This window comes from Ignavibacteriales bacterium (genome assembly GCA_016700155.1).
Lineage (GTDB): Bacteria > Bacteroidota > Ignavibacteria > Ignavibacteriales > Ignavibacteriaceae.
In genome coordinates this window covers 2,785,847-2,806,084 of sequence record CP065001.1, presented here as the reverse complement: position 1 = coordinate 2,806,084, position 20,238 = coordinate 2,785,847, and the positions used below count along the sequence as shown (strand labels likewise).

The following is a 20,238-nucleotide window of genomic DNA, read 5'->3' as shown; positions in this document are numbered from 1 at the left end:
AAGGTTTTAAATGAGACATAGAGTAAAAGGAAGAAAGCTTAAAAGAACCGCAAGCCATCGTGCAGCATTGATGAACTCACTTGCTACTTCTCTTTTAAAGCATAAAAGAATTAAAACAACACTCGCAAAAGCAAAGGAGACAAGAGGATTTGTAGAGGCTTTGATTACCAAAGCAAAGAAAAACGACCTCCATGCCAAACGTCAGATAATGAGCGTTGTGAATGATAAAGAAGTTGTAAAAGAACTCTTTGCGGAAATAATTCAGAAAGTCGGCGACAGACCCGGTGGTTATACACGCGTCATTAAACTAGGAAACAGGCTTGGAGATGCTGCTGAAATGGCGTTGATTGAGCTTGTTGATTATAATGATGTAATAAATGAAAAGGCTGAAGAGAAAAAGGAAAAGAGAAAAGCTAAAGCCGAATCAAAGAAAGAAAAAGAAGAAAAGATTGAGGATGCGGTCGTTGTAGATGAAACTACCGAAGCCAAACCGAAACGAAAGAAAAAAGAGAAATAATCTTTTCTGAAGAAAAAATTCAAACCCCGATGAATTCGGGGTTTTTTATTTTGAACAATATCCAACCATCTTAATTCAGTTTTATGTTTGACAAACAGGAATTCATTCAATCAGTATTTGACCTTAAAGGATTACCCAAACATAATTATCCTGTTGTTATACTTTGCGGAAGATCCAATGTAGGGAAATCTTCTTTTATCAACTCGCTGTTCAATCGAAAAGATCTGGCAAAAATAAGTTCAACTCCTGGTAAAACACGTTCACTTAACTACTACCTTATCGATGATAATTTTTTTATAGTTGACCTTCCGGGTTACGGATACGCCAAAACAAGTAAGAAAGAAAGAGAATACTGGGGAAGGTTAATTCAGGATTTTATCAAATCAGAAGAAAAAATTGTACTCGCTTTTCATTTGATAGACAGCCGTCACAAACCAACTGAACTTGACCTAAAACTTAATGAATATCTGTTATCAGTAAACTGTGATCGCATTGTTGTGCTTACTAAATCCGATAAACTAAAGCAATCCGAATTTAATAAAGCAAAGTCGGTAGTTTCAGAGATGATACCCGGACTTCAATTCAACGAAAACCTTTTTTTATACTCAGCCGTTAAGAAGAATGGAAGAAAAGAAATTCTTAGCAGGCTTAATAAAAAATTTTATTGAATTACTTTAATAGCTTTTGTTTATTTGCTATTAAAAAAACGTAAACCTATATTTCTCAACAAATTTATTAAACTGTGAGCGTACTTCTGGATATGGACCGCCGGCAGAAAAAAAGAATCCTCATTTTTTTAGTTGTTCCTGTCTTAGCAATTTTCCTTTTTATTACAGACGATACAGTAATAAGGGTGATTACACTTGCTTTGCTGCTGATATATATAGCTTTCATAATATTCCTTCGCGACTCACTCCGTTTTGAAGATAATTTTAACAACAAAGATTTTGAGGATGATATTTCCGAAGATGGATTTGAATCCAAACCAACACCTGTTGATGAATCTTTTAAAATTATTTCGCGTCAGACGAACCCTGATGTTATAACTGCTGATAACTATAGACCGGAATTCAGACCTTCAAAAGTAACGTTAAAGCCGCCTGACCTTAAAGAGAGATTTGATGAAATAGCGAACGAATCATTTCCAACAGGAATGGGTCACAACGGGCAATTTAGTTTTGTGCTTGAAAAAATGCTCACCGTTATCAAAGAAGCTTACTCTGCTCATACCGCAATCTTTTTCTGGTATCACAGGAATAAGGAAAAACTTTCAATCGAAAGATTTAAATCTGTATCAACCGAAGTAGCAAACAGAAAATTTGACCTGGAAGATGATATACTCAGCAAGATAGTTCAGAGGGGTGAACCAGAATTATTGAGCGATATTTCACCCGCTGCAGAAGCGGATGTTATAAGGTACTATGATTCAGCACAAGGTATAAGAAGTTTTGTTGGTGTTCCGTTGTTCTATGAAAAATCATTAATTGCAATAATTGCCGTTGATTCAAAAGTCGGTGATGCATTTGGAATAGAAACTATTTATGCACTTGGAAGATTTGTACGTGTCCTTACAATGTTGATAACTATCTTTGAGGAAAAACATAATGAATCGGTTTCACAGCAGAGATTAAAGGCCTTGCTGAATCTAATCGGCCCTGATAACAAACTTGAAAGTCAGGAAGATCTGATCAGGACTTTGCATGAATCAGTTAGTTTGCTGATTCCCTGGGACGCATTCGCATTTGTTTTTTATGATCCGATTGAAAAGCAGTTCAGGACAATTAAAATAGTTAACAACACTTCATTAAAATATATTGGTGAGAATCTTACGATTGAAATTTCCGGAACACTTGTGGGTAAATCTATTGTAACAGGTATTCCGGTGAAGATTGATGACACATCAAATGGAACTTTCAAAAGATTTTCCAAGGTTGAGGATGTAAGTTTTGACGGTTCTTTTCTTGCAGTGCCGCTGGTTTATAAAGATCAGAATTACGGAGTGCTGTGTTTTGAAAGTTTGAAAAAGAATGCTTTCACAAATTCAGATGTTCAGTTTTTGCGAAGCGCACTGAATATTATTTCGTTCGTCATTTACTCATACTCATCCCAAAAACTTTTACAAAGCTATCTGGCTTTTGATGTTGAAACAAGGGCATTGAATGCAGATACATTTAAAGAAAGACTAAGCTCTGATCTTATAAAATCTGAACAATTAAAGATTCCCGGCGCTCTTGCCCTAATCAAGATTGATGATTTTCTTGAACAGGAATCACTTTTTGATGGTAATCCATTTCCAAAAGTTCTTTCAACAATTTCAGAGAGTATTGCCAAAGAAATGACGCCGTTAAACATCTACGGCAGACTTGATGAGAAAGTTTTTGCGGTTTATTTCTTTAACTCAACTACAAAAGATGTTTTTATATGGGCTGAAAAACTTCGAGTTAAAATTGCACGTAAACCGATTGCTGTTGTTACTAAACAAACTACATATACTATATCTGTCGGAGTGGCATCCACAACAAATAAACTAAATGTTGATGAAGTCATTCATAATGCAGATCTTGCTCTTCAAAAAGCTGTTGAACGCGGCGGAAATACAGTAAAAAATATTAATTAGTCCTTACAATTTCTTAGAAAGATTTCTTTGAATAATTTCTTTATCATTGTACTTGATGGAGTTGGTATCGGCGAATTGCCGGATGCTAAAAAATACAATGATGAAGGCAGTAACACTCTCGTCAATATTGCCGAAGCAGTGAACGGACTAAACCTTCCAAACCTTTGTAACCTGGGTTTAGGCAACATCACGGGAATTAAAGGTGTGAATAAAACCGAACAGCCGAAAGCATCTTTCGGAAAAATGATTGAAAGTTCAAAAGGGAAAGATTCGACCACAGGGCATTGGGAATTAGGCGGAATAATTCTCGAAAAGGATTTTTCATATTTTCATTCTGGATTTCCGGACTACATAATTGACAAATTTTTGCATTTGAATCAGATTGAAGGATACCTTGGAAACATCGCAGCATCAGGCACAGAAATAATTCAGCAGCTTGGTGAAGAGCATATCAGAACCGGTTACCCTATTGTTTATACTTCAGCGGATTCTGTCTTTCAAATTGCTGCGCACGAGGATATAATTCCTTTAAAAGAACTGTACAGAATTTGTGAGACAACAAGAAGCAAAGTATTAATTGAACCATTAAATGTAGCCAGAGTTATAGCTCGTCCATTTATTGGAAGTGACGGTCGATTTACAAGAACTACAAACAGGAAAGATTTTTCGCTATCACCGCCATCGGATACGGTTCTGGATGTTTTAAAATCCAATGGAATTAAAACCGTTGCTATCGGAAAGATAAATGACCTGTTTAATCATCGGGGCATAGTTACTCCTGAATTCACAAAATCGAACGAACAAGGTTGTAACAAACTTTTGGAATATTCGTCTAAAGCTAAAGATAGTTTGATATTTGCAAACCTGGTGGATTTCGATGTCTATTATGGGCATAGAAATGATCCAGAAGGATTTGCTAAAGCGCTTGAGCAATTTGATAAATTTTTGCCTGATTTTTTGGAAACTTTAAATGCATCAGACAGGTTAATTATTACAGCGGACCATGGTAATGATCCTACTACACCAAGTACAGATCACAGCCGGGAGTATGTTCCGATTTTGTACTATGGTAAAAACAAAACCGGAAAAGATTTGGGTGTTCGTAGTACATTTGCTGATGTCGGTAAAACTGTTGCCGCTTTTTATAATGTGAAAAATAATCTTGACGGAAAAAGTTTTCTCAATGAATAAAAATTCAGTAAAAAATAAATTTACCTGGATAGAAAAAGTTGATGAGATTCAATTTAAAAGTTTGCCAGTCGACTTTGTCGACTATGTAAAACAATATGCGATTAAAAAAGTTCAGATTGAAGTAATTCCGATTTCTACTGAAGATGAAATGCTGAATCTCATTCCAGAAAGAAAGAAGAGCCTTATAAAACAAGTACAATCATTAAATGATGAACTGCTGATAGGATTTTATAAGAGTAAGGGAAGTATCAAAAAATTAAATATTAAAAACTGAAATTGGTAAAAGCTCAGGAATTCCTTATTGAAACTGATATACTTATTGAGCATCTCACTCATAAAACAAAAGCGACTGAGTCGACGCTGGAAAAGTTTATGCAAAAAGGAATATGTTACACATCCGTTATTAATGCCTCTGAACTTTTATTTTCAGTGAATAATATTGAGGATAGGGATTCAGTAATTCAATTATTAAATTCATTAAAAGTACTGGGATTGAATTCAAGATATAGTTTATCAGTTCCTGGTCTGAATAAAAAAGTAAGAACAAACAGGGATGCATTGGTTTATGTATTGGCAAAAATAAATAAACTAAAAATTGTAACTCTGGATAATAAAAAATATAAAAACGTATCCGATCAGGTTAAAGTAATAATCCCAAAGAGGTAACAATTGTTTATCGGAAAAGTTATTGGAACAGTATGGAGTACACAAAAGGATGAAAATCTTGTTGGCTCAAAGTTTCTTGTTGTTAAAAGATTAGATCTGAGTTTAATTGAAAAACCTGACTTCGTAGTTGCAGTGGATAGTGTTGGGGCAGGTGTAGGAGAAATTGTTTTGGTTGCGACCGGAAGTTCTTCACGTCAGACTGAGATAACAAAAAATAAACCGGTAGACGCAGTAATTATGGCTATTGTTGATAAAATTGATGTAAATGAGGTCTCAAAATAGATGGTTCACAAGATTTTTACCTTTTATTTGAGCCCATTTAATGTTAAATTTCCGGCTGTTTTCAATAGATTTAACGACTCCATAAACAATATATGGAGATCCTGATGTTCCTTGGAAAAGTTATAGGAACAGTTTGGGCTACAAGGAAATATGAAACTTTAGAGAATTTCAAGTTTCTGATTGTTCAGCCCTTGAATTCTGAAAAGAAAAATAATGGCGAACCGCTTATTGCAGTTGATACAGTGGGTGCGGGACCGGGTGAAATAATTTTTTATATAACAGCATCTGAAGCTGTAATACCACTGCCGGTCGATTTTGCCCCGGTTGATGCTTCGATAGTCGGAATAGTAGATACAATAAATCAATGAACGAAAAGACGAGGTGATTTAGTGAGAATAACCAAGCAATATACAAATCGGGAGAGCCAGTCTCTTGATAAATACTTGCAGGAAATTGGAAAGGTTGATCTTCTTGTACCGGATCAGGAAATAGAACTTGCGATACGAATAAAAAAGGGTGATCAGCTTGCGTTAGAGATGTTAACTAAAGCGAATCTTCGTTTCGTAGTAAGTGTTGCTAAACAATATCAGAACCAGGGTTTGTCTCTCGGTGACTTAATAAACGAAGGGAACCTCGGGTTAATAAAAGCAGCTAAAAGATTCGACGAAACAAGAGGATTTAAATTTATTTCTTATGCGGTTTGGTGGATCAGACAATCTATTCTTCAGGCACTTGCTGAGCAGTCAAGAATAGTGCGCCTGCCGTTAAACAGAGTCGGAGCTTTAAATAAAATAGGAAAAGCGTACAGCAACCTTGAACAGGAATTTGAGAGAGAGCCAAGCGCTACCGAACTAGCCCAGGAACTTGATATGGATGTTAGTGAAGTGGCAGACACTTTAAAAATTTCCGGCAGACATGTTTCAATGGATGCGCCATTCGCGCAGGGGGAGGATAACAGGCTTCTTGATGTGATTCAGAATGATCAGCAACCATCACCGGATCACACGCTGATGACTGAATCGCTTAAAACAGAAATTGACCGCGCACTTTCAACTTTAACAGAAAGAGAAGCCGAGGTAATAAAATTATACTTCGGTTTGAATAAAGAACACTCACTTACTCTTGAAGAAATAGGCGAAAGATTTAATTTAACACGTGAACGCGTAAGACAGATTAAAGAAAAAGCAATCCGCAGACTCAGACACGCTTCCAGAAGTAAAAACCTGAGAACTTACCTGGGTTGAGGTTTAATGATTAAACTTCAAAGATATTTTGTTTCAATCATCATCATAGCCGGGATTAGTTTCAATTCCGGCTGTGCTTCCTCCTCAAATTCATTACGTTATAAATCATCCGGCGAGACAATTTCAGAACGCTACGAGAACAGTGTCCGGTTCACTTCAGTCGATACAGTACAAACAAGCCCCGTTGATATAGAGGATGCCGATTCGCTTGAATGGGACTATCTTGTAGATGATTCAGATTCCGATGAATTTCCAGATGAAGAAACAGCAGTCTCTTTTTCTGAAGTAGTTAGAAAAATTAATCCATCAGATAATAGTTCTCAAATATCTGCTGACTATAGTAACATGCAGGAAAAAGTTTTGATGGAAATAATCGAGTATCTCAACACACCTTATAAGTATGGCGGTAATTCAAAAAAAGGAATTGACTGTTCCGCATTTACACAGACTATTTTCAATAACACCCTTTCAATCCAGCTTCTGAGATCTGCAAGAGAGCAGTATACACAAGGGACTAAAATTGATAACAGGGAAGAGTTAAAATTTGGTGATCTCGTTTTTTTTAATACCCGCAGAAGAGTAAAACCCGGACATGTGGGAATTTATATTGGGGATAATTTATTTGCACATGCCAGTTCAAAAAAAGGTGTGATTGTTTCATCGCTTGATCTCGATTACTATTCGAAAAGATTCATGGGAGGTCGGCGTATGGAGAACAACGGTTCATTCTAATCTGTATTTCTATCCTAACAAAGTCTAATCTATTTTTGCACTTAAAAAAACTTTTTTGTTGATTGTAACAAAAGTAAATTCCTTAAAAGAATTATTTCGACATGGAAATCAAACTTAAAAATTTAGACTGTGCGGCTTGTGCTCATAAAATTGAAACCCGACTGAACAAAATTGATAATGTCAGAAATATCAGTATCAACACACTTACATCTGTTTTAAAAATTGATTACGATGACTTTGATAGGATCAAAGCTGCAATTGCTGAAGTTGATGACAATATTGTTGTTGAAAGGATAGCTTCATTTAAAAGTTTGAAAGATGATGACGATGAAAAGGTGAGAAATGAGATAATAAGGATTGTTTTGGTTCTTATTCTATTTGGATGTGCAATCCTTTTTGAATCATTAAGAATTTTTGATGCAGGATCTTTGGTTTTAATTTTTCTTTTTATTAGTGCATACCTGGTCAGCGGCTGGACTGTATTATTAAAAGCAATAAAGAATATTTTTCGCGGAAAAATATTTGATGAAAATTTTTTAATGGCTATTGCCACAATTGGTGCTATTGCTATTAATGAATTAAATGAAGCAGTAGCTGTAATGCTTTTTTATAATATTGGTGAATTCCTTCAGGGGCTTTCTGTAAGACGATCAAGAAACTCCATCAAATCACTTCTTGAATTTAAACCGGATTCTGCAAATCAGTTAATAAATGGTGAAGTAATCAAAGTTTCACCTGAAGCAATCACTATTGGATCAGAAATAATTGTCAAACCTGGTGAAAAGATTCCTCTTGATGGTACTGTAACGGAAGGCGAGTCCTATCTTGATACCATGCCATTAACAGGCGAATCGATTCCGAAATTTGTTAAGCCCGGAAGCACAGTCCTGGCAGGAACGATTAATAAATCATCTTTACTAAAAATTAAAACAATAAAATTATTTAGTGATACTTCTGTTGCAAAAATATTACACCTCGCTGAAAATGCCGTCTCCAAAAAAGCTGAACCGGAAAAATTCATTTCAAAGTTTGCCAGGTATTATACACCCGCTGTAGTCGCAATCGCGACATTGATAGCTTTTCTGCCTCCACTACTTTATCCATTCAGTGAAACATATTCAGAGTGGATTTACAGGGCATTGGTAATCCTTGTAATATCATGTCCGTGCGCATTAGTTATAAGTATTCCGCTTGGTTATTTTGGAGGAATCGGGGCGGCTTCGAGAAGAGGGATTCTTGTCAAAGGTTCAAATTATCTTGATGCACTGACAGAAGTAAAAACAATTGTCTACGATAAAACCGGCACTATAACAAAGGGAAGATTTGATGTCACAAGTGTAAAACCGTTAAATGGCTTTAGTGAAAATGAACTGCTCAGATATGCATCAATAGCTGAATCAAATTCGAATCATCCAATTGCCGTTGCAATAAAAGATAAGTCCGGAATAACTATACAAAATTCTGATATAAAGAATTATGAAGAAGTTCCGGGTCACGGTGTAAAAGTTGAATCAGGAGATAAAATTATTGTAGCGGGTAATGACAGAATACTTCACAAAGAATCAATTGAACACGACAAGTGTGAGTTGAGTGAAACTGTTGTACATATTGCGATGAATAATAAGTATGCAGGTTTCATTTCTGTTTCCGATGAAATCAAACCGGATTCTGCTGACGCATTTAAACAACTAAAAGAAGCCGGGATTCATGAACAAATAATACTTACAGGCGATAATGAAAAGTCAGCGAACTTGATTGCCTCAAATGTCAGCGCTGATAAAGTTTATTCAGGATTGATGCCTGAAGAAAAAGTATCGCACCTGGAGAAAATTATTTCAGAGAAAAAACATTCGGGAAAGATTGCATTTGTCGGTGACGGAATAAACGATGCGCCCGTACTTTCAAGAGCTGATATAGGAATTGCGATGGGCGCGTATGGTTCCGATGCCGCTATTGAAGCAGCCGATGTTGTGATTATGACAGACAGTCTTTCAAAGATAGGTGAAGCAATTGATGTGGCTAAACAAACCCGTAAAATTGTATGGCAGAATATTTTCTTTGCTATGGGTGTTAAAGCAATCTTTATAGCTATGGGCAGCGCAGGTATCGCATCAATGTGGGAAGCCGTATTTGCAGATATGGGTGTCGCCCTGCTTGCCATTATAAATTCAACAAGACTTATGCGCAAATAAAAAAAGCTGCCTTGTATAGCAGCTTTTTAATCTTCAGTGTTGAATTAGAATCAACTGCATCCCGAAGTAGCACCGCAGGTGATACATTTTAAGCATGTTCCGTTCCTGACCATTGTCACACTTTGGCATTCAGTACAAATATCACCGGTGTATCCCCGTTCAATTGCCTGCCGGATTGTCTTTGAGAAATTTGAACCGGACCTGTTAAAGCTTTCGGAACGTTTCCCCGAATTTTCAACAGTCGTCATACTGTTGCGGTAAGAACTAAGTTTTTCTTCATCCAGTTCTACAACTCTTTCACTAATCAGTTCTTCACTGATAAATTCAGGTTCAGATAACTTTTTTACTATTCCGGGAGAAGCTTTAGATTTTATTTCATCAGGGTCAACGTGAGACAGATCATTTCTTCCAAGATATGTAACCGCAAGTTCGCGGAAGATATAATCAATCACTGATGTGGACATTTTAATTTTATCGTTACCGCTTACCATTCCGCTCGGTTCAAACTTGGTGAACACAAATGCATCAATGAATTCTTCAAGCGGTACACCGTGTTGTAATCCAAGTGAAATTGAAATTGCAAAACAGTTAAGCAGGCTTCGGAATGATGCGCCTTCACGGTGCATATCAATAAATATTTCACCTATCTGACCGTTTTCATATTCACCTGTACGTATGTAAACGGATTGACCATTAATTTTTGCTTTTTGTGTATAGCCGGATCTTCTGTCCGGAAGTCTTCTTCTCTTTGCGATGTAACGATGAATAATTTTTTCCGCTACTTTAACAATATCATTGCGTTCTTTTTCATCCATCAAAGCTTCAAGTTCTTCTTCACTTACGGAGTTTAACGGCTGTGAAAGTTTTGAACCGTCACGGTATAGAGCATTTGCTTTGATTCCCATTTTCCATGACTGCAGATACGCATCCTTAACATCTTCAACTGATGCCTGGTTTGGAAGATTAATCGTCTTGGATATAGCCCCTGAAATGAAGGGCTGAGCCGAAGCCATCATTCTTATATGCGCAATCGGACGGATGAATCTTGTTCCTTTTTTACCGCACCTGTTTGCGCAATCAAACACTGGGTAATGTTCATGTTTAAGGAATGGTGCACCTTCAATCGTCATGGTACCGCATACATAATCATTTGCTGATGCTATCTCCTGTTTGGAAAAACCAAGAGTCGTAAGCAGATTAAAATCGAATGAGTTTATTTCCTCTGATGGTATTCCAAGTTTTGCAGTCAGGAATTCTTCACCCAGAGTAAATTTGTTGAAAGCAAAACTCAATTCGAATGCTGACGGAATTGCTTTGTCAAGTTTTGTCAGAGCTTCGGGAGTGAACCCTTTTGCTTTTAGTGATTCATGATTTATATAAGGACATCCGGCTAATGTGCCTGAACCTTTTGCGTACTTCACTATTTCAGTAATCTGATCTTTATTATATCCTAATCTTTCAAGTGCAGGAGGAATTGATTGATTTATTATTTTGAAATAACCGCCACCGGCAAGTTTTTTGAATTTTACCAGAGCGAAATCAGGTTCAACACCAGTAGTATCACAATCCATCACCAGACCTATTGTACCGGTTGGTGCTATTACAGTTACCTGCGCATTTCTGAATCCGAATTGTGAACCAAGCTCCAGAGCTTTGTCAGCGTCTTCACGGGCAGCTTTTAATAGATCGGAAGGACAATGCTTTGGATCAATACCGACCGGGTAAATAGAAAGCCCTTCATACTCCTCCTTGGGAACATTGTATGCAGCACGCCTGTGGTTGCGGATTACGCGAAGCATATGATTTTTATTTCTGTCGTATTTGGGGAATGGTCCGATCTCCTTAGAAATCTCAGCAGACGCAGCATACGAGCTCATATGCATTATACTTGTGATAGCTCCGCAGATTGCAAACGCTTCGCTGCTGTCATAAGGAATTCCCTGAAGCATAAGTAATGAACCAAGATTTGCATAACCCAATCCCAGAGTCCTGAATTCATAACTGTATTTTGCAATTTCCTTACTAGGAAATTGAGCCATCAGTACACTTATTTCCAGAACCATTGTCCAGATCTTTGTTGCATGCCGGTAAGCTTCTATATCAAATTTTTGAACGGATGAATTATAAAACTTAACAAGGTTTAGTGAAGCGAGATTACAAGCCGTATCATCAAGGAACATGTATTCACTGCAGGGATTGGATGCTTTTATTTCCCCATCTTCCGGGCAGGTATGCCATTCATTAATAGTAGAGTGGAACTGAATTCCCGGATCGGCGCATGACCATGCAGCATAAGATATCTGATCATACAACTCTCTTGCTTTAAGAGTTTTGCATGGTTTAGGAGAACGTTTCTCATTTCTTGCTTTTTTCTTTTCTACACGCCAGTACAGGTTCCAGTTGCCGTCATTCTGTACAGCCTGCATAAAATCATTTGTAACGCGGATAGAGTTGTTGGAATTTTGTCCTGATACTGTCGCGTAGGAATCAGAGTTCCAATCTGTATCATACACAGGGAACTCAATCGATTTGAATCCAAGTTTTGCAAGATGAATAACACGTTCAATATAGTTATTCGGTATCTGAACTTTTCTTGCTTCAAGTACAGCCTGCTTTAATCTTTTATTTACATTTTTATTGAACCTGTCATTTTCCGGGTGTTCATCATAACAGGCTTTCATAATTTTGTTCAAATGAATATTACATAATTTAGAACCCGCTACTATAGCTGCAACTTTCTGTTCTTCAACAACTTTCCAGTTGATGTACTCTTCAATATCCGGGTGATCGAGATCAAGTGTAACCATTTTTGCGGCACGGCGTGTTGTTCCGCCGGATTTAATTGCACCCGCAGACCGGTCACCGATTTTAAGGAAAGACATTAATCCCGAAGATCTTCCGCCGCCGCTAAGTGTTTCCTGTGAACCTCTTATGTCGGAGAAATTTGAACCGGTGCCTGAACCATATTTGAACAGGCGGGCTTCACGCACCCACAGGTCCATAATTCCGCCTTCATTAACAAGGTCATCTTTTACTGATTGAATAAAACATGCATGAGGCTGGGGATGTGTGTATGCATCAGTAGATGCAGTTAATTCTCCGGTTTTGTAATCAACATAATAATGTCCCTGTGAAGGACCGGAAATTCCATATGCCCAGTTCAAACCTGTATTAAACCATTGCGGGCTATTCGGGGCGGCCATCTGGTTGGCAAGCATATAAACCAGTTCATCATAGAATGCTTTTGCATCGTCTTCGGATGAAAAATAATTTGCAATCCATCCCCAGTAAGTCCAGCATCCTGCCAAACGATGAAACACCTGACGTGAGTCAGTCTCTGATGAAAATCTTTCTTTCTCAGGAAGCTGTTCAAGTTTCTCAATATCAGCTTTTGCAGGCTGAAGCCATGAAGGAATTCCTTTCTCCTTATTTTTTTTCAGGAGTTTTGGCACCCCTGCTTTACGAAAATATTTTTGCGCGATGATGTCTGTTGCAACCTGCGACCATTGTGCCGGCACGTAAACATCTTCCATCTTAAATACAGTTGAACCATCAGGATTTTTTATCTCTGATGTTCTTTTTTCAAACTCCATTGAAGATAGAGGATCCTTACCAGCCTCAGTAAACAGTCTATTAATTTGCATTCATGACTCCAGTTTCATAATGTGTTGCTTAATATCGGTTGTTTAAATATTTGGTTGGATGAATTTTGAAATGCTGTCTGTGGTATTAGTATTATTTTCATCCAGATATATTTTTAGAATTGTTGTGACTAAAATCAAATTAAAAAAAAACGTAGAAAAAGAAAATTGCACCAGAAAATTTTTTTCAGAACGAATTTTTATTGTCAAAAACTCTGACTCAATTTGTAATAATTTTTCTAAAATGCAAAGTTAATTTTCGCATGAAGAAAAAAATATTTTTTTGTTCATTCACTTGTATTAATCCGAAATTAATTTTATAAAAATTTTCACCTGAGCCATTAAAAAATTTCAGTCGTCAGATTTAACTTTATTAACGGGATAATCTTAAATTTCTGTAACTGAATTCTACCGTTTATGTAATAGTTTTCAATTATATAATCACGGTTAATTAAAATTCAACCGTAAATATTGTAGGCATCTGCAAATCAGATTTTTTAAACAAGTATAAAAGGCATTTCATTGACAGGCGAAAAAGTTATTGAGGTATCGGGGTTAAGTAAAAAGTTTAAAGACCTTAAAGCGGTTGACAGCCTTAATTTATCGGTACATCGCGGGGATGTCTTTGGTTTTCTTGGCCCTAACGGCGCAGGAAAAAGCACAACAATAAGGATGCTTTTATCGCTCATTCGCCCAAACCAGGGTACGATAAAAATATTTGGTAAATCACTCAATGAAAACCGCAACGAAATTCTAAGAAAAGTCGGGGCGATTGTAGAGAAGCCTGATTTTTACGGTTACCTGTCTGCATATAAAAATCTTGAGATACTTGGAAGACTTTCAGGTGCGGATGTTTCCAGAAAAAAAATTTTTGAACTGCTCGAACTGGTAGGACTGGAAAAAAGGTTTAAGAGTAAAGTAAAAACATATTCACATGGAATGAAGCAAAGGCTTGGTATTGCGCAGGCATTACTTCACGATCCTGAATTAATTATTCTCGATGAACCGACAACAGGTCTTGACCCGCAGGGAATGAAGGAAATACGCGACCTCATCCTGATGTTAAGCAATGAAAAAAAGAAAACAATTTTTCTGTCATCTCACATTTTGTATGAAGTGGAACTTGTCGCCAACAGGATGATAATAATAAGTAAAGGTACGACTAAAGTAGAGGGCGAAGTAAATGAACTTCTTAATTCGAATAAACTGCGTGTTACCTTTGAGGTAAGTGACCCCGGTTCAGTCCAGTCACTTTTAAATAATAGCCAGTGGAGTAGTAAACTGGAATCAGTTGCCAATAATAAATTTATTTTTTCGATGCAGGATACTGATATAGCTCCGTTGAACAGGTATCTTAATGAAAATAATATTATGGTGAGTGCGGTTATTCCAACCCGTTCGCTTGAAGAATACTTCCTGCAGATAACAGAAAAGGCATCATAATGATAACCCTGATAAGAATTGAACTTTTTAAGATTTTCAAAAAGTGGAGAACATATATTGGTTTTATTGCCATAGGATTGCTGGTTGGTGTTATTCAGCTTGCTATGGCGCTTGAAGGTTCAAACTCACTAAAGTTTATGACAAGAAATATTCAGCAGTCATTCTTGTTTGTCGGAAACCTGTTGAACGGGTACTTCGTTTCATATCTTATTCTTGGTGCGCTTGCCGTGCATATTCCTTTTCTGATAACGCTTGTAGCCGGTGATCTTTTAGCTGGAGAAGCTACTGCAGGAACCTACAGATTATTAATCACGCGCCCCGTTTCAAGGTTCAGAATAGTTGCATCAAAATTTATTGCGGGAATGATCTACACCGCAATGCTGATCCTGTTTCTTGCTGTGATGAGCCTTGGTTTAGGCACATTGATTTTTGGTACAGGTGAATTGTTGGTGCTGAGCAACAATACAATAATTATTTTTGCGACGGATGATATAATTTGGAGATTTCTGTTTGGCTACGCTTTTGCAACATTAAGTATGACAGTTGTCACCGCTCTTGCTTTTCTCTTTTCTTCTTTAGTTGAAAACGCGATCGGACCTATAGTTACAACGATGGCGATAATAATAGTCTTCCTGATTATTTCAGCAATTCAGATTGATATATTTCAAACGATTCAACCATATCTGTTCACAACTTATATGTCAAGCTGGCGATCATTTTTTGATGACCCGGTAGACTACAATGATATTCTGCAATCAGTACTTGTGCTTGTGGGGCACATTGTGGGATTGTTCTCACTTACAGTTTATTTATTCAGAAAAAAAGATATTCTTACATAACTATGATTCAAGGATTAAGAATGAAAAAGATTTTTCTCATTTTACTCACCATATCCAGTTTATTATTTGCTCAACAGGATGAACCCGAAAAAATACTTAAAAGGGTGCAGGATGAGTTCTTAAAAATTGAAGACTACCAGGTTGATGTACGCATTAAAGTTGATGTTGAGTTTATAAAAGTTCCTGAATCCAAAGCAAAAATATTTTTTAAGCAGCCGGATAAAACCCACATTGAATCAGAAGGGTTTGCTATGCTGCCCAAAGAAGGAATAAATTTTTCGCCGGTAGGTTTACTAAAGAAGAAACACACCGCAATTTTTGATAAAGAAGAAATCATAAACGGTATCAAAACGACTTCGATAAAAATTATTCCTCTTGAGGATGAAACAGAAATTATTTTATCCACATTCTGGGTTGATACAAAAAAGAATGTTGTTGTTAAGGTTGAATCAACAACAAAAACAAATGGTACATTTACCATTGAATTAAAATACGACGGACCTTCAAATGGCTTTAACCTGCCGACTGAAATGGTATTTTCTTTTAACCTCGACAAGATGAATATTCCCAAAACCTGGAGCGGTGATCTTGGCAAGAAAAAGGAAAAGAAAGATTCAAGCCCAACAACAATCGGACAGGTATTTATTTATTACTCCAACTATAAAATAAACGAGGGAATTCCGGACTCCGTATTTGGAGTAAAGGACAAATAAATTTTTCGGCTGCGACCGGGTTTTCACATTCCGCATATAATATTTAGCGGCAGTTTTTTATATTGAACCGCCAAAATAATCTTCTCCAACAATTCAAGGATGATAATGAGATCAGTACTAATAATATTGTTAGCTGTGAGTATTATTTTTTCGTTTTACCTGCTGCTAAAAAAAGGCAAATCAGCAAAGTATTTTATTGTTATGTCTGCATTGCTGATGGTTGCCTTATACTCAATCCGCTATATACCACAAGGAATTAAAGCAAGAATTTTTCCTGAATATCTTGGAGTTGAAAATTTCTCCCAGGAAAATCCTCTTAGTTATTTGAACGATGATTTTAATTCTGATTCACTAAGTACCGAATGGACAAAATTTAATGATGATATGCTTGATATGAATCAGGCAGGCGGGAAATTAATTCTCACGCCTAATATCGAATCAGTCTGGTGGATGAAAGACCAGGGACCGATGTTTTATAAAAATGTTGAAGGTGATTTTAGTTTCTCAACAAAGGTGGAAACGCGTAAGGCGAGTGATACAACATCGTACCCTGATAAACTCTGGCAGTTCGGCGGTATAATACTTCGTGCCCCTTCTTCTGATGAAGAATCGAAAGGGGAGAATTATGTTTTTATTGTCGTCGGTTATCGCGGTTCAAAACTTCAGGTTGAAGTGAAGAGCACTAAAGATGATAAAAGTGACGTGATCGGAATTGACTGGCCAACAGGTGATGCTGAAGTAAGGATCAGCCGCAAAGACAATTTGTTTTATATGATGGCAAGAAAAAATTCTGCTGAAGAATGGCAGGTTATGGAAACTTATGAAAGACCTGATCTTCCCGCAAAACTTCAGGCAGGAATTATTGTTTACTCATTCAGCTACAATAAAGGAGTTGGCGATCTTACTGCAAGATTTGATGAAATAAAATTCTGGAAATCTGATTTTGATTTTTAATCTATGTTACAAATAAAAAAAAGATGACATCTTTGTTGAAAGATGTCATCTTTTAAAAACAAAAAAATTAAATGAAAAATAAAATTTGTATAGTAACCGGCGCAAACACCGGAATTGGAAAAGCAACTGCCGCAGGATTAGCATCACTTGGCGCTGAAGTAATAATGATTTGCCGCAATAAAGAAAAAGGCGAAGAAGCTAAACGGCAGATCATCAAACAAACTAAAAATGAATTGGTCCATCTGCTCGTCGCTGACCTTTCTTCAATGAATGAAATAAAAAAACTTTCTGAAGAGATACATAATAAGTTCAGCAAGATAGATGTTCTTATAAATAATGCTGGAATTATTCTTCATCAGCGCCAGGTGACAGTTGATGGCTATGAATACCAGTTTGCTGCAAACTATCTGTCAAATGTTTTGCTTATCCACTTGCTGATGGACTTATTATTGAAAGCATCACCATCAAGAATAATAAATGTTTCATCAGGCGCGCACAGGGGAGTGGGAATAAATTTTAATGATCTGCACTCCGAAAAAGACTATCAATACCTCCGCGTTTATAGTATGACAAAACTTTCGCAAATTTTATTCACTTACAAACTTGCAAAAGAATTGAACGGGACAGGAATAACAGTAAACGCTCTCAGTCCCGGAGTCGTTGCAACAAACCTGCTAAGTGACTTCCAGGGAAAACCGCGAGCACTCGGATTCATTCACAAACTTAAAAATGATAATCCTGAGAAAGGAGCGGAAACTCCTTTATATCTTGCGACTTCAGATGAAGTGAAAAATATATCCGGAAAATATTTTGCCAATAAAAAAGTTGAAGAGACTTCAATGTCAAGTTATGACCAGAATACAACTGACAGGCTGTGGAATGAGAGTCTGAAGTTATGCGGCATAACAAAATTTGGTTCATAAAAAAATCATCTGAACTTGCCGTGCACTTATTATAATCTTAAGTTTACACGTGAAAAATTTATATTGATTACGATGAACAAAATGTTCGGGGCGGATTAATTTAATCTTCTTTACTTCGGACTGCTTGTTTTTTTTGTTTATGAAAAGTCTTACAAAGTTATACACAAAGTTCTCCCGCTCAGTTGCTGATTCAATAGAAAAACTGAAGATGACTGAATACACATTTATGATAAGTATTTCAGTTATCATTGGTGTGCTTGCCGGATTTGCCGCAGTGCTTATCCGCTTGATGATCCACTTCGTTGCGGATATAGCATTCCCCGGTGAAGGAAATTTTCTCCAGGATGTTACAAACTCCGCGTGGTATATAATCCTTCTTGTTCCTATGATCGGCGGATTAATTGTCGGACCGATGATACATTTTTTTGCTCCTGAAGCAAAAGGTCACGGAGTACCCGAAGTAATGCAGGCAATTCTTTTGAAAGGCGGAAAGATCCGCGGAAGAGTTGCATTCATTAAAACGATATCATCTGCAATTACAATCGGAACCGGCGGATCGGTTGGCAGGGAAGGACCGATAATTCAGATCGGTTCAAGCCTTGGTTCATTAGTCGGACAGTTCCTTCGCATATCAAGTAAAAGATTAAAAACATTTGTCGGATGCGGTGCCGCTGCCGGTATTGCGGCTGCATTCAATGCGCCGATAGCCGGAGCGTTATTCGCTGTTGAAATTATACTGATGGATTATGCCGTTGTTCAATTCGCGCCGATAATTATTTCCGCGGTTGTGGCCACACTAATCTCACACACCTTTGAAGGAAACTTTGCTGCGTTCCTTGTTCCGCAGTTTCATCTTTATTCGCCTTATGAAATAATTATTTACTTAGTGCTGGGACTCGCAAGTGGTTTGGTTTCCTACCTCTTTATAAAAGTGCTTTATTTCTTTGAGGATTTTTTTGACAACAAAATTCAGATGCAGGAATACTTAAAACCTGTACTTGGCGGTTTGGCAATCGGGTTAATCGCTTTACTCTATCCTCAGATTATGGGCGTTGGTTATGAAACTATGGATGATGCTTTTTACGGAAACCTGTTGTGGCATACGGCATTCATATTAATTTTTGTTAAGATCATCGCCACGTCTATTACACTTGGCTCAGGAGGATCTGGAGGTATATTTGCACCTTCACTTTATATGGGCGCGATGCTTGGCTATGCGTTTGGTGTTCTGTCCAATAATCTGTTCCCCGACATTACAGCGCCCGCAGGCGCTTACGCTGTTGTTGCAATGGGCGGACTTGTCGCCGGAACCGCAAGAGCCCCGTTAACCGCCATCATCATCGTGTTTGAACTTACAAATGATTACAGGATAATCCTTCCTTTGATGGTGACATGTATCATCAGTACACTTGTTTCATCCAAACTTTCGCGCGAATCAATTTATACTCTTAAACTATTGCTGAAGAATATAGGGATAAGAGAAGGCGCTGAAATAAATGTGATGGAATCTATTTATGTGCGTGATGTTTTTTCAAAAGAATTTGATGTGATAAGAGAACACGAAAATTTCAACCTTGTTGTTAACAGGGTGTTGAGAAGTAAAAGTCCTGAATTTCCCGTCTTGAATTCAGAAGATGAAATAAAAGGAATGATATCTATCTATGATATCAAAGAACATCTTTTTGAAAAAGAATCATTGAAGGATTTACTCATCGCCGGTGATTTTGCCGACCCCGTTTTTAACACAGCCTTTCCTGATGAGAACTGCCAGGCAGCTTTGGACAAAATGAAAAAACATGACTACGAAGGAATCCCGGTAGTTGAATCACCCGGAAGCAAAAAAATACTCGGTATGCTTTGGCGTAAGGATATACAGGACGCATACCAGAAAGAAATTGAAAACCGCGACATCACCTCAACACTTGCCAGCAGCATAAGTATGAAGGATGATGAACATCACCACAGGTTTATGGAAGGGTATTCAATAGTTGAAATAAAACCTCCCGCATCTTTTATCGGCAGATCGATCCGCCAATTAAATATCCGTAAGGAATATGGGGTTGATGTTCTCTCGATCAAAACCAAGGAGAAGAAAGGTGAAAGGATTAACGCAATTCCTAATCCTGACTACGTTATAAAAATTGATGACACACTTTTAATTGCCGGTGAAGTAAAGAATATAAATTTATTGCAGAGTGTAAACTGATATTTTTGTTTGTGGGTTCTGGTCGGGATTAATCCCGACCAGAATAGTAAATCAACACTCATCCGTCATCGAATAGAT

Annotated in this window: 18 protein-coding genes; 17 read left to right on the top strand and 1 reads right to left on the bottom strand. The window is 37.2% G+C overall.

Annotation, left to right across the window (positions count from 1 at the left end; translation table 11 throughout):
• Positions 1-10: 10 nt before the first annotated feature.
• From rplQ to cadA, 11 genes are all read left to right on the top strand, one after another.
• Positions 11-517: a 50S ribosomal protein L17 gene (gene rplQ, locus IPM56_11885; GenBank protein ID QQS34959.1), complete on the top strand. Its 507-nt coding sequence runs from the start codon at positions 11-13 to the stop codon at positions 515-517.
• An 83-nt stretch (positions 518-600) separates the two neighbouring features.
• Complete coding sequence (locus tag IPM56_11880; GenBank protein ID QQS34958.1) at positions 601-1,185, top strand: YihA family ribosome biogenesis GTP-binding protein; 585 nt, start codon at positions 601-603, stop codon at positions 1,183-1,185.
• A gap of 92 nt (positions 1,186-1,277) precedes the next feature.
• Positions 1,278-3,134 carry a GAF domain-containing protein gene (locus IPM56_11875; protein ID QQS34957.1) on the top strand — a complete coding sequence of 619 codons (1,857 nt, stop codon included), beginning with the start codon at positions 1,278-1,280 and terminating at the stop codon, positions 3,132-3,134.
• A 27-nt stretch (positions 3,135-3,161) separates the two neighbouring features.
• The gene (locus tag IPM56_11870; protein QQS34956.1) at positions 3,162-4,325 is read left to right on the top strand and encodes a phosphopentomutase; all 1,164 of its coding nucleotides are present in this window, start codon (positions 3,162-3,164) and stop codon (positions 4,323-4,325) included.
• Positions 4,318-4,599, top strand: coding sequence for a hypothetical protein (locus IPM56_11865; protein QQS34955.1), 282 nt, complete (start codon positions 4,318-4,320; stop codon positions 4,597-4,599). Before IPM56_11870 ends, IPM56_11865 begins: the two co-directional genes overlap by 8 nt.
• Before the next feature lie 2 nt (positions 4,600-4,601).
• Positions 4,602-4,991 carry a PIN domain-containing protein gene (locus IPM56_11860; protein QQS34954.1) on the top strand — a complete coding sequence of 130 codons (390 nt, stop codon included), beginning with the start codon at positions 4,602-4,604 and terminating at the stop codon, positions 4,989-4,991.
• Between the two features lie 3 nt (positions 4,992-4,994).
• Positions 4,995-5,273: a EutN/CcmL family microcompartment protein gene (locus tag IPM56_11855; GenBank protein QQS34953.1), complete on the top strand. Its 279-nt coding sequence runs from the start codon at positions 4,995-4,997 to the stop codon at positions 5,271-5,273.
• Between the two features lie 104 nt (positions 5,274-5,377).
• On the top strand, positions 5,378-5,641 hold the full coding sequence (locus IPM56_11850; protein QQS34952.1) for a EutN/CcmL family microcompartment protein: 264 nt from the start codon (positions 5,378-5,380) through the stop codon (positions 5,639-5,641).
• A gap of 21 nt (positions 5,642-5,662) precedes the next feature.
• Positions 5,663-6,517, top strand: a complete 855-nt coding sequence (locus IPM56_11845; protein QQS34951.1) for a sigma-70 family RNA polymerase sigma factor — start codon at positions 5,663-5,665, stop codon at positions 6,515-6,517.
• A gap of 6 nt (positions 6,518-6,523) precedes the next feature.
• On the top strand, positions 6,524-7,249 hold the full coding sequence (locus IPM56_11840; GenBank protein QQS34950.1) for a C40 family peptidase: 726 nt from the start codon (positions 6,524-6,526) through the stop codon (positions 7,247-7,249).
• Between the two features lie 101 nt (positions 7,250-7,350).
• A complete protein-coding gene (gene cadA / locus IPM56_11835; GenBank protein QQS34949.1) occupies positions 7,351-9,441 on the top strand; it encodes a cadmium-translocating P-type ATPase in 2,091 nt (696 codons plus the stop codon).
• Between the two features lie 50 nt (positions 9,442-9,491).
• On the opposite strand, the gene IPM56_11830 is transcribed toward cadA, so the two are convergent.
• Entirely contained in the window at positions 9,492-13,085 is a 3,594-nt protein-coding gene (locus tag IPM56_11830) for a vitamin B12-dependent ribonucleotide reductase (GenBank protein QQS34948.1), read from the bottom strand.
• A gap of 519 nt (positions 13,086-13,604) precedes the next feature.
• Between IPM56_11830 and IPM56_11825 the strand changes: the two genes are divergently transcribed.
• The 6 genes from IPM56_11825 to IPM56_11800 all read left to right on the top strand — a co-directional run bounded on the left by IPM56_11825 (position 13,605) and on the right by IPM56_11800 (position 20,160).
• The gene (locus IPM56_11825; protein QQS34947.1) at positions 13,605-14,525 is read left to right on the top strand and encodes an ABC transporter ATP-binding protein; all 921 of its coding nucleotides are present in this window, start codon (positions 13,605-13,607) and stop codon (positions 14,523-14,525) included.
• A complete protein-coding gene (locus IPM56_11820; GenBank protein QQS34946.1) occupies positions 14,525-15,364 on the top strand; it encodes an ABC transporter permease in 840 nt (279 codons plus the stop codon). The genes IPM56_11825 and IPM56_11820 overlap by 1 nt, the downstream gene beginning before the upstream one ends.
• A 20-nt stretch (positions 15,365-15,384) precedes the next feature.
• Entirely contained in the window at positions 15,385-16,077 is a 693-nt protein-coding gene (locus IPM56_11815; protein QQS34945.1) for a hypothetical protein, read from the top strand.
• Between the two features lie 105 nt (positions 16,078-16,182).
• Positions 16,183-17,031 carry a hypothetical protein gene (locus IPM56_11810; GenBank protein ID QQS34944.1) on the top strand — a complete coding sequence of 283 codons (849 nt, stop codon included), beginning with the start codon at positions 16,183-16,185 and terminating at the stop codon, positions 17,029-17,031.
• Positions 17,032-17,102: 71 nt separating this feature from the next.
• Complete coding sequence (locus IPM56_11805) at positions 17,103-17,954, top strand: SDR family oxidoreductase (GenBank protein QQS34943.1); 852 nt, start codon at positions 17,103-17,105, stop codon at positions 17,952-17,954.
• Between the two features lie 139 nt (positions 17,955-18,093).
• Positions 18,094-20,160: a chloride channel protein gene (locus tag IPM56_11800; protein ID QQS34942.1), complete on the top strand. Its 2,067-nt coding sequence runs from the start codon at positions 18,094-18,096 to the stop codon at positions 20,158-20,160.
• Positions 20,161-20,238 lie beyond the last annotated feature (78 nt).

Bases quoted from the DNA above. Each gene is read 5' to 3' on its own strand.
- rplQ (QQS34959.1), top strand. From the start codon at position 11: ATGAGACATAGAGTAAAAGGAAGAAAGCTTAAAAGAACCGCAAGCCAT.
- IPM56_11810 (QQS34944.1), top strand. From the start codon at position 16,183: ATGAGATCAGTACTAATAATATTGTTAGCTGTGAGTATTATTTTTTCG.
- IPM56_11830 (QQS34948.1), bottom strand. From the start codon at position 13,085: ATGCAAATTAATAGACTGTTTACTGAGGCTGGTAAGGATCCTCTATCT.
- IPM56_11850 (QQS34952.1), top strand. From the start codon at position 5,378: ATGTTCCTTGGAAAAGTTATAGGAACAGTTTGGGCTACAAGGAAATAT.
- IPM56_11800 (QQS34942.1), top strand. From the start codon at position 18,094: ATGAAAAGTCTTACAAAGTTATACACAAAGTTCTCCCGCTCAGTTGCT.
- IPM56_11815 (QQS34945.1), top strand. From the start codon at position 15,385: ATGAAAAAGATTTTTCTCATTTTACTCACCATATCCAGTTTATTATTT.
- IPM56_11820 (QQS34946.1), top strand. From the start codon at position 14,525: ATGATAACCCTGATAAGAATTGAACTTTTTAAGATTTTCAAAAAGTGG.
- IPM56_11880 (QQS34958.1), top strand. From the start codon at position 601: ATGTTTGACAAACAGGAATTCATTCAATCAGTATTTGACCTTAAAGGA.
- IPM56_11865 (QQS34955.1), top strand. From the start codon at position 4,318: ATGAATAAAAATTCAGTAAAAAATAAATTTACCTGGATAGAAAAAGTT.
- IPM56_11840 (QQS34950.1), top strand. From the start codon at position 6,524: ATGATTAAACTTCAAAGATATTTTGTTTCAATCATCATCATAGCCGGG.
- IPM56_11875 (QQS34957.1), top strand. From the start codon at position 1,278: ATGGACCGCCGGCAGAAAAAAAGAATCCTCATTTTTTTAGTTGTTCCT.
- IPM56_11805 (QQS34943.1), top strand. From the start codon at position 17,103: ATGAAAAATAAAATTTGTATAGTAACCGGCGCAAACACCGGAATTGGA.
- cadA (QQS34949.1), top strand. From the start codon at position 7,351: ATGGAAATCAAACTTAAAAATTTAGACTGTGCGGCTTGTGCTCATAAA.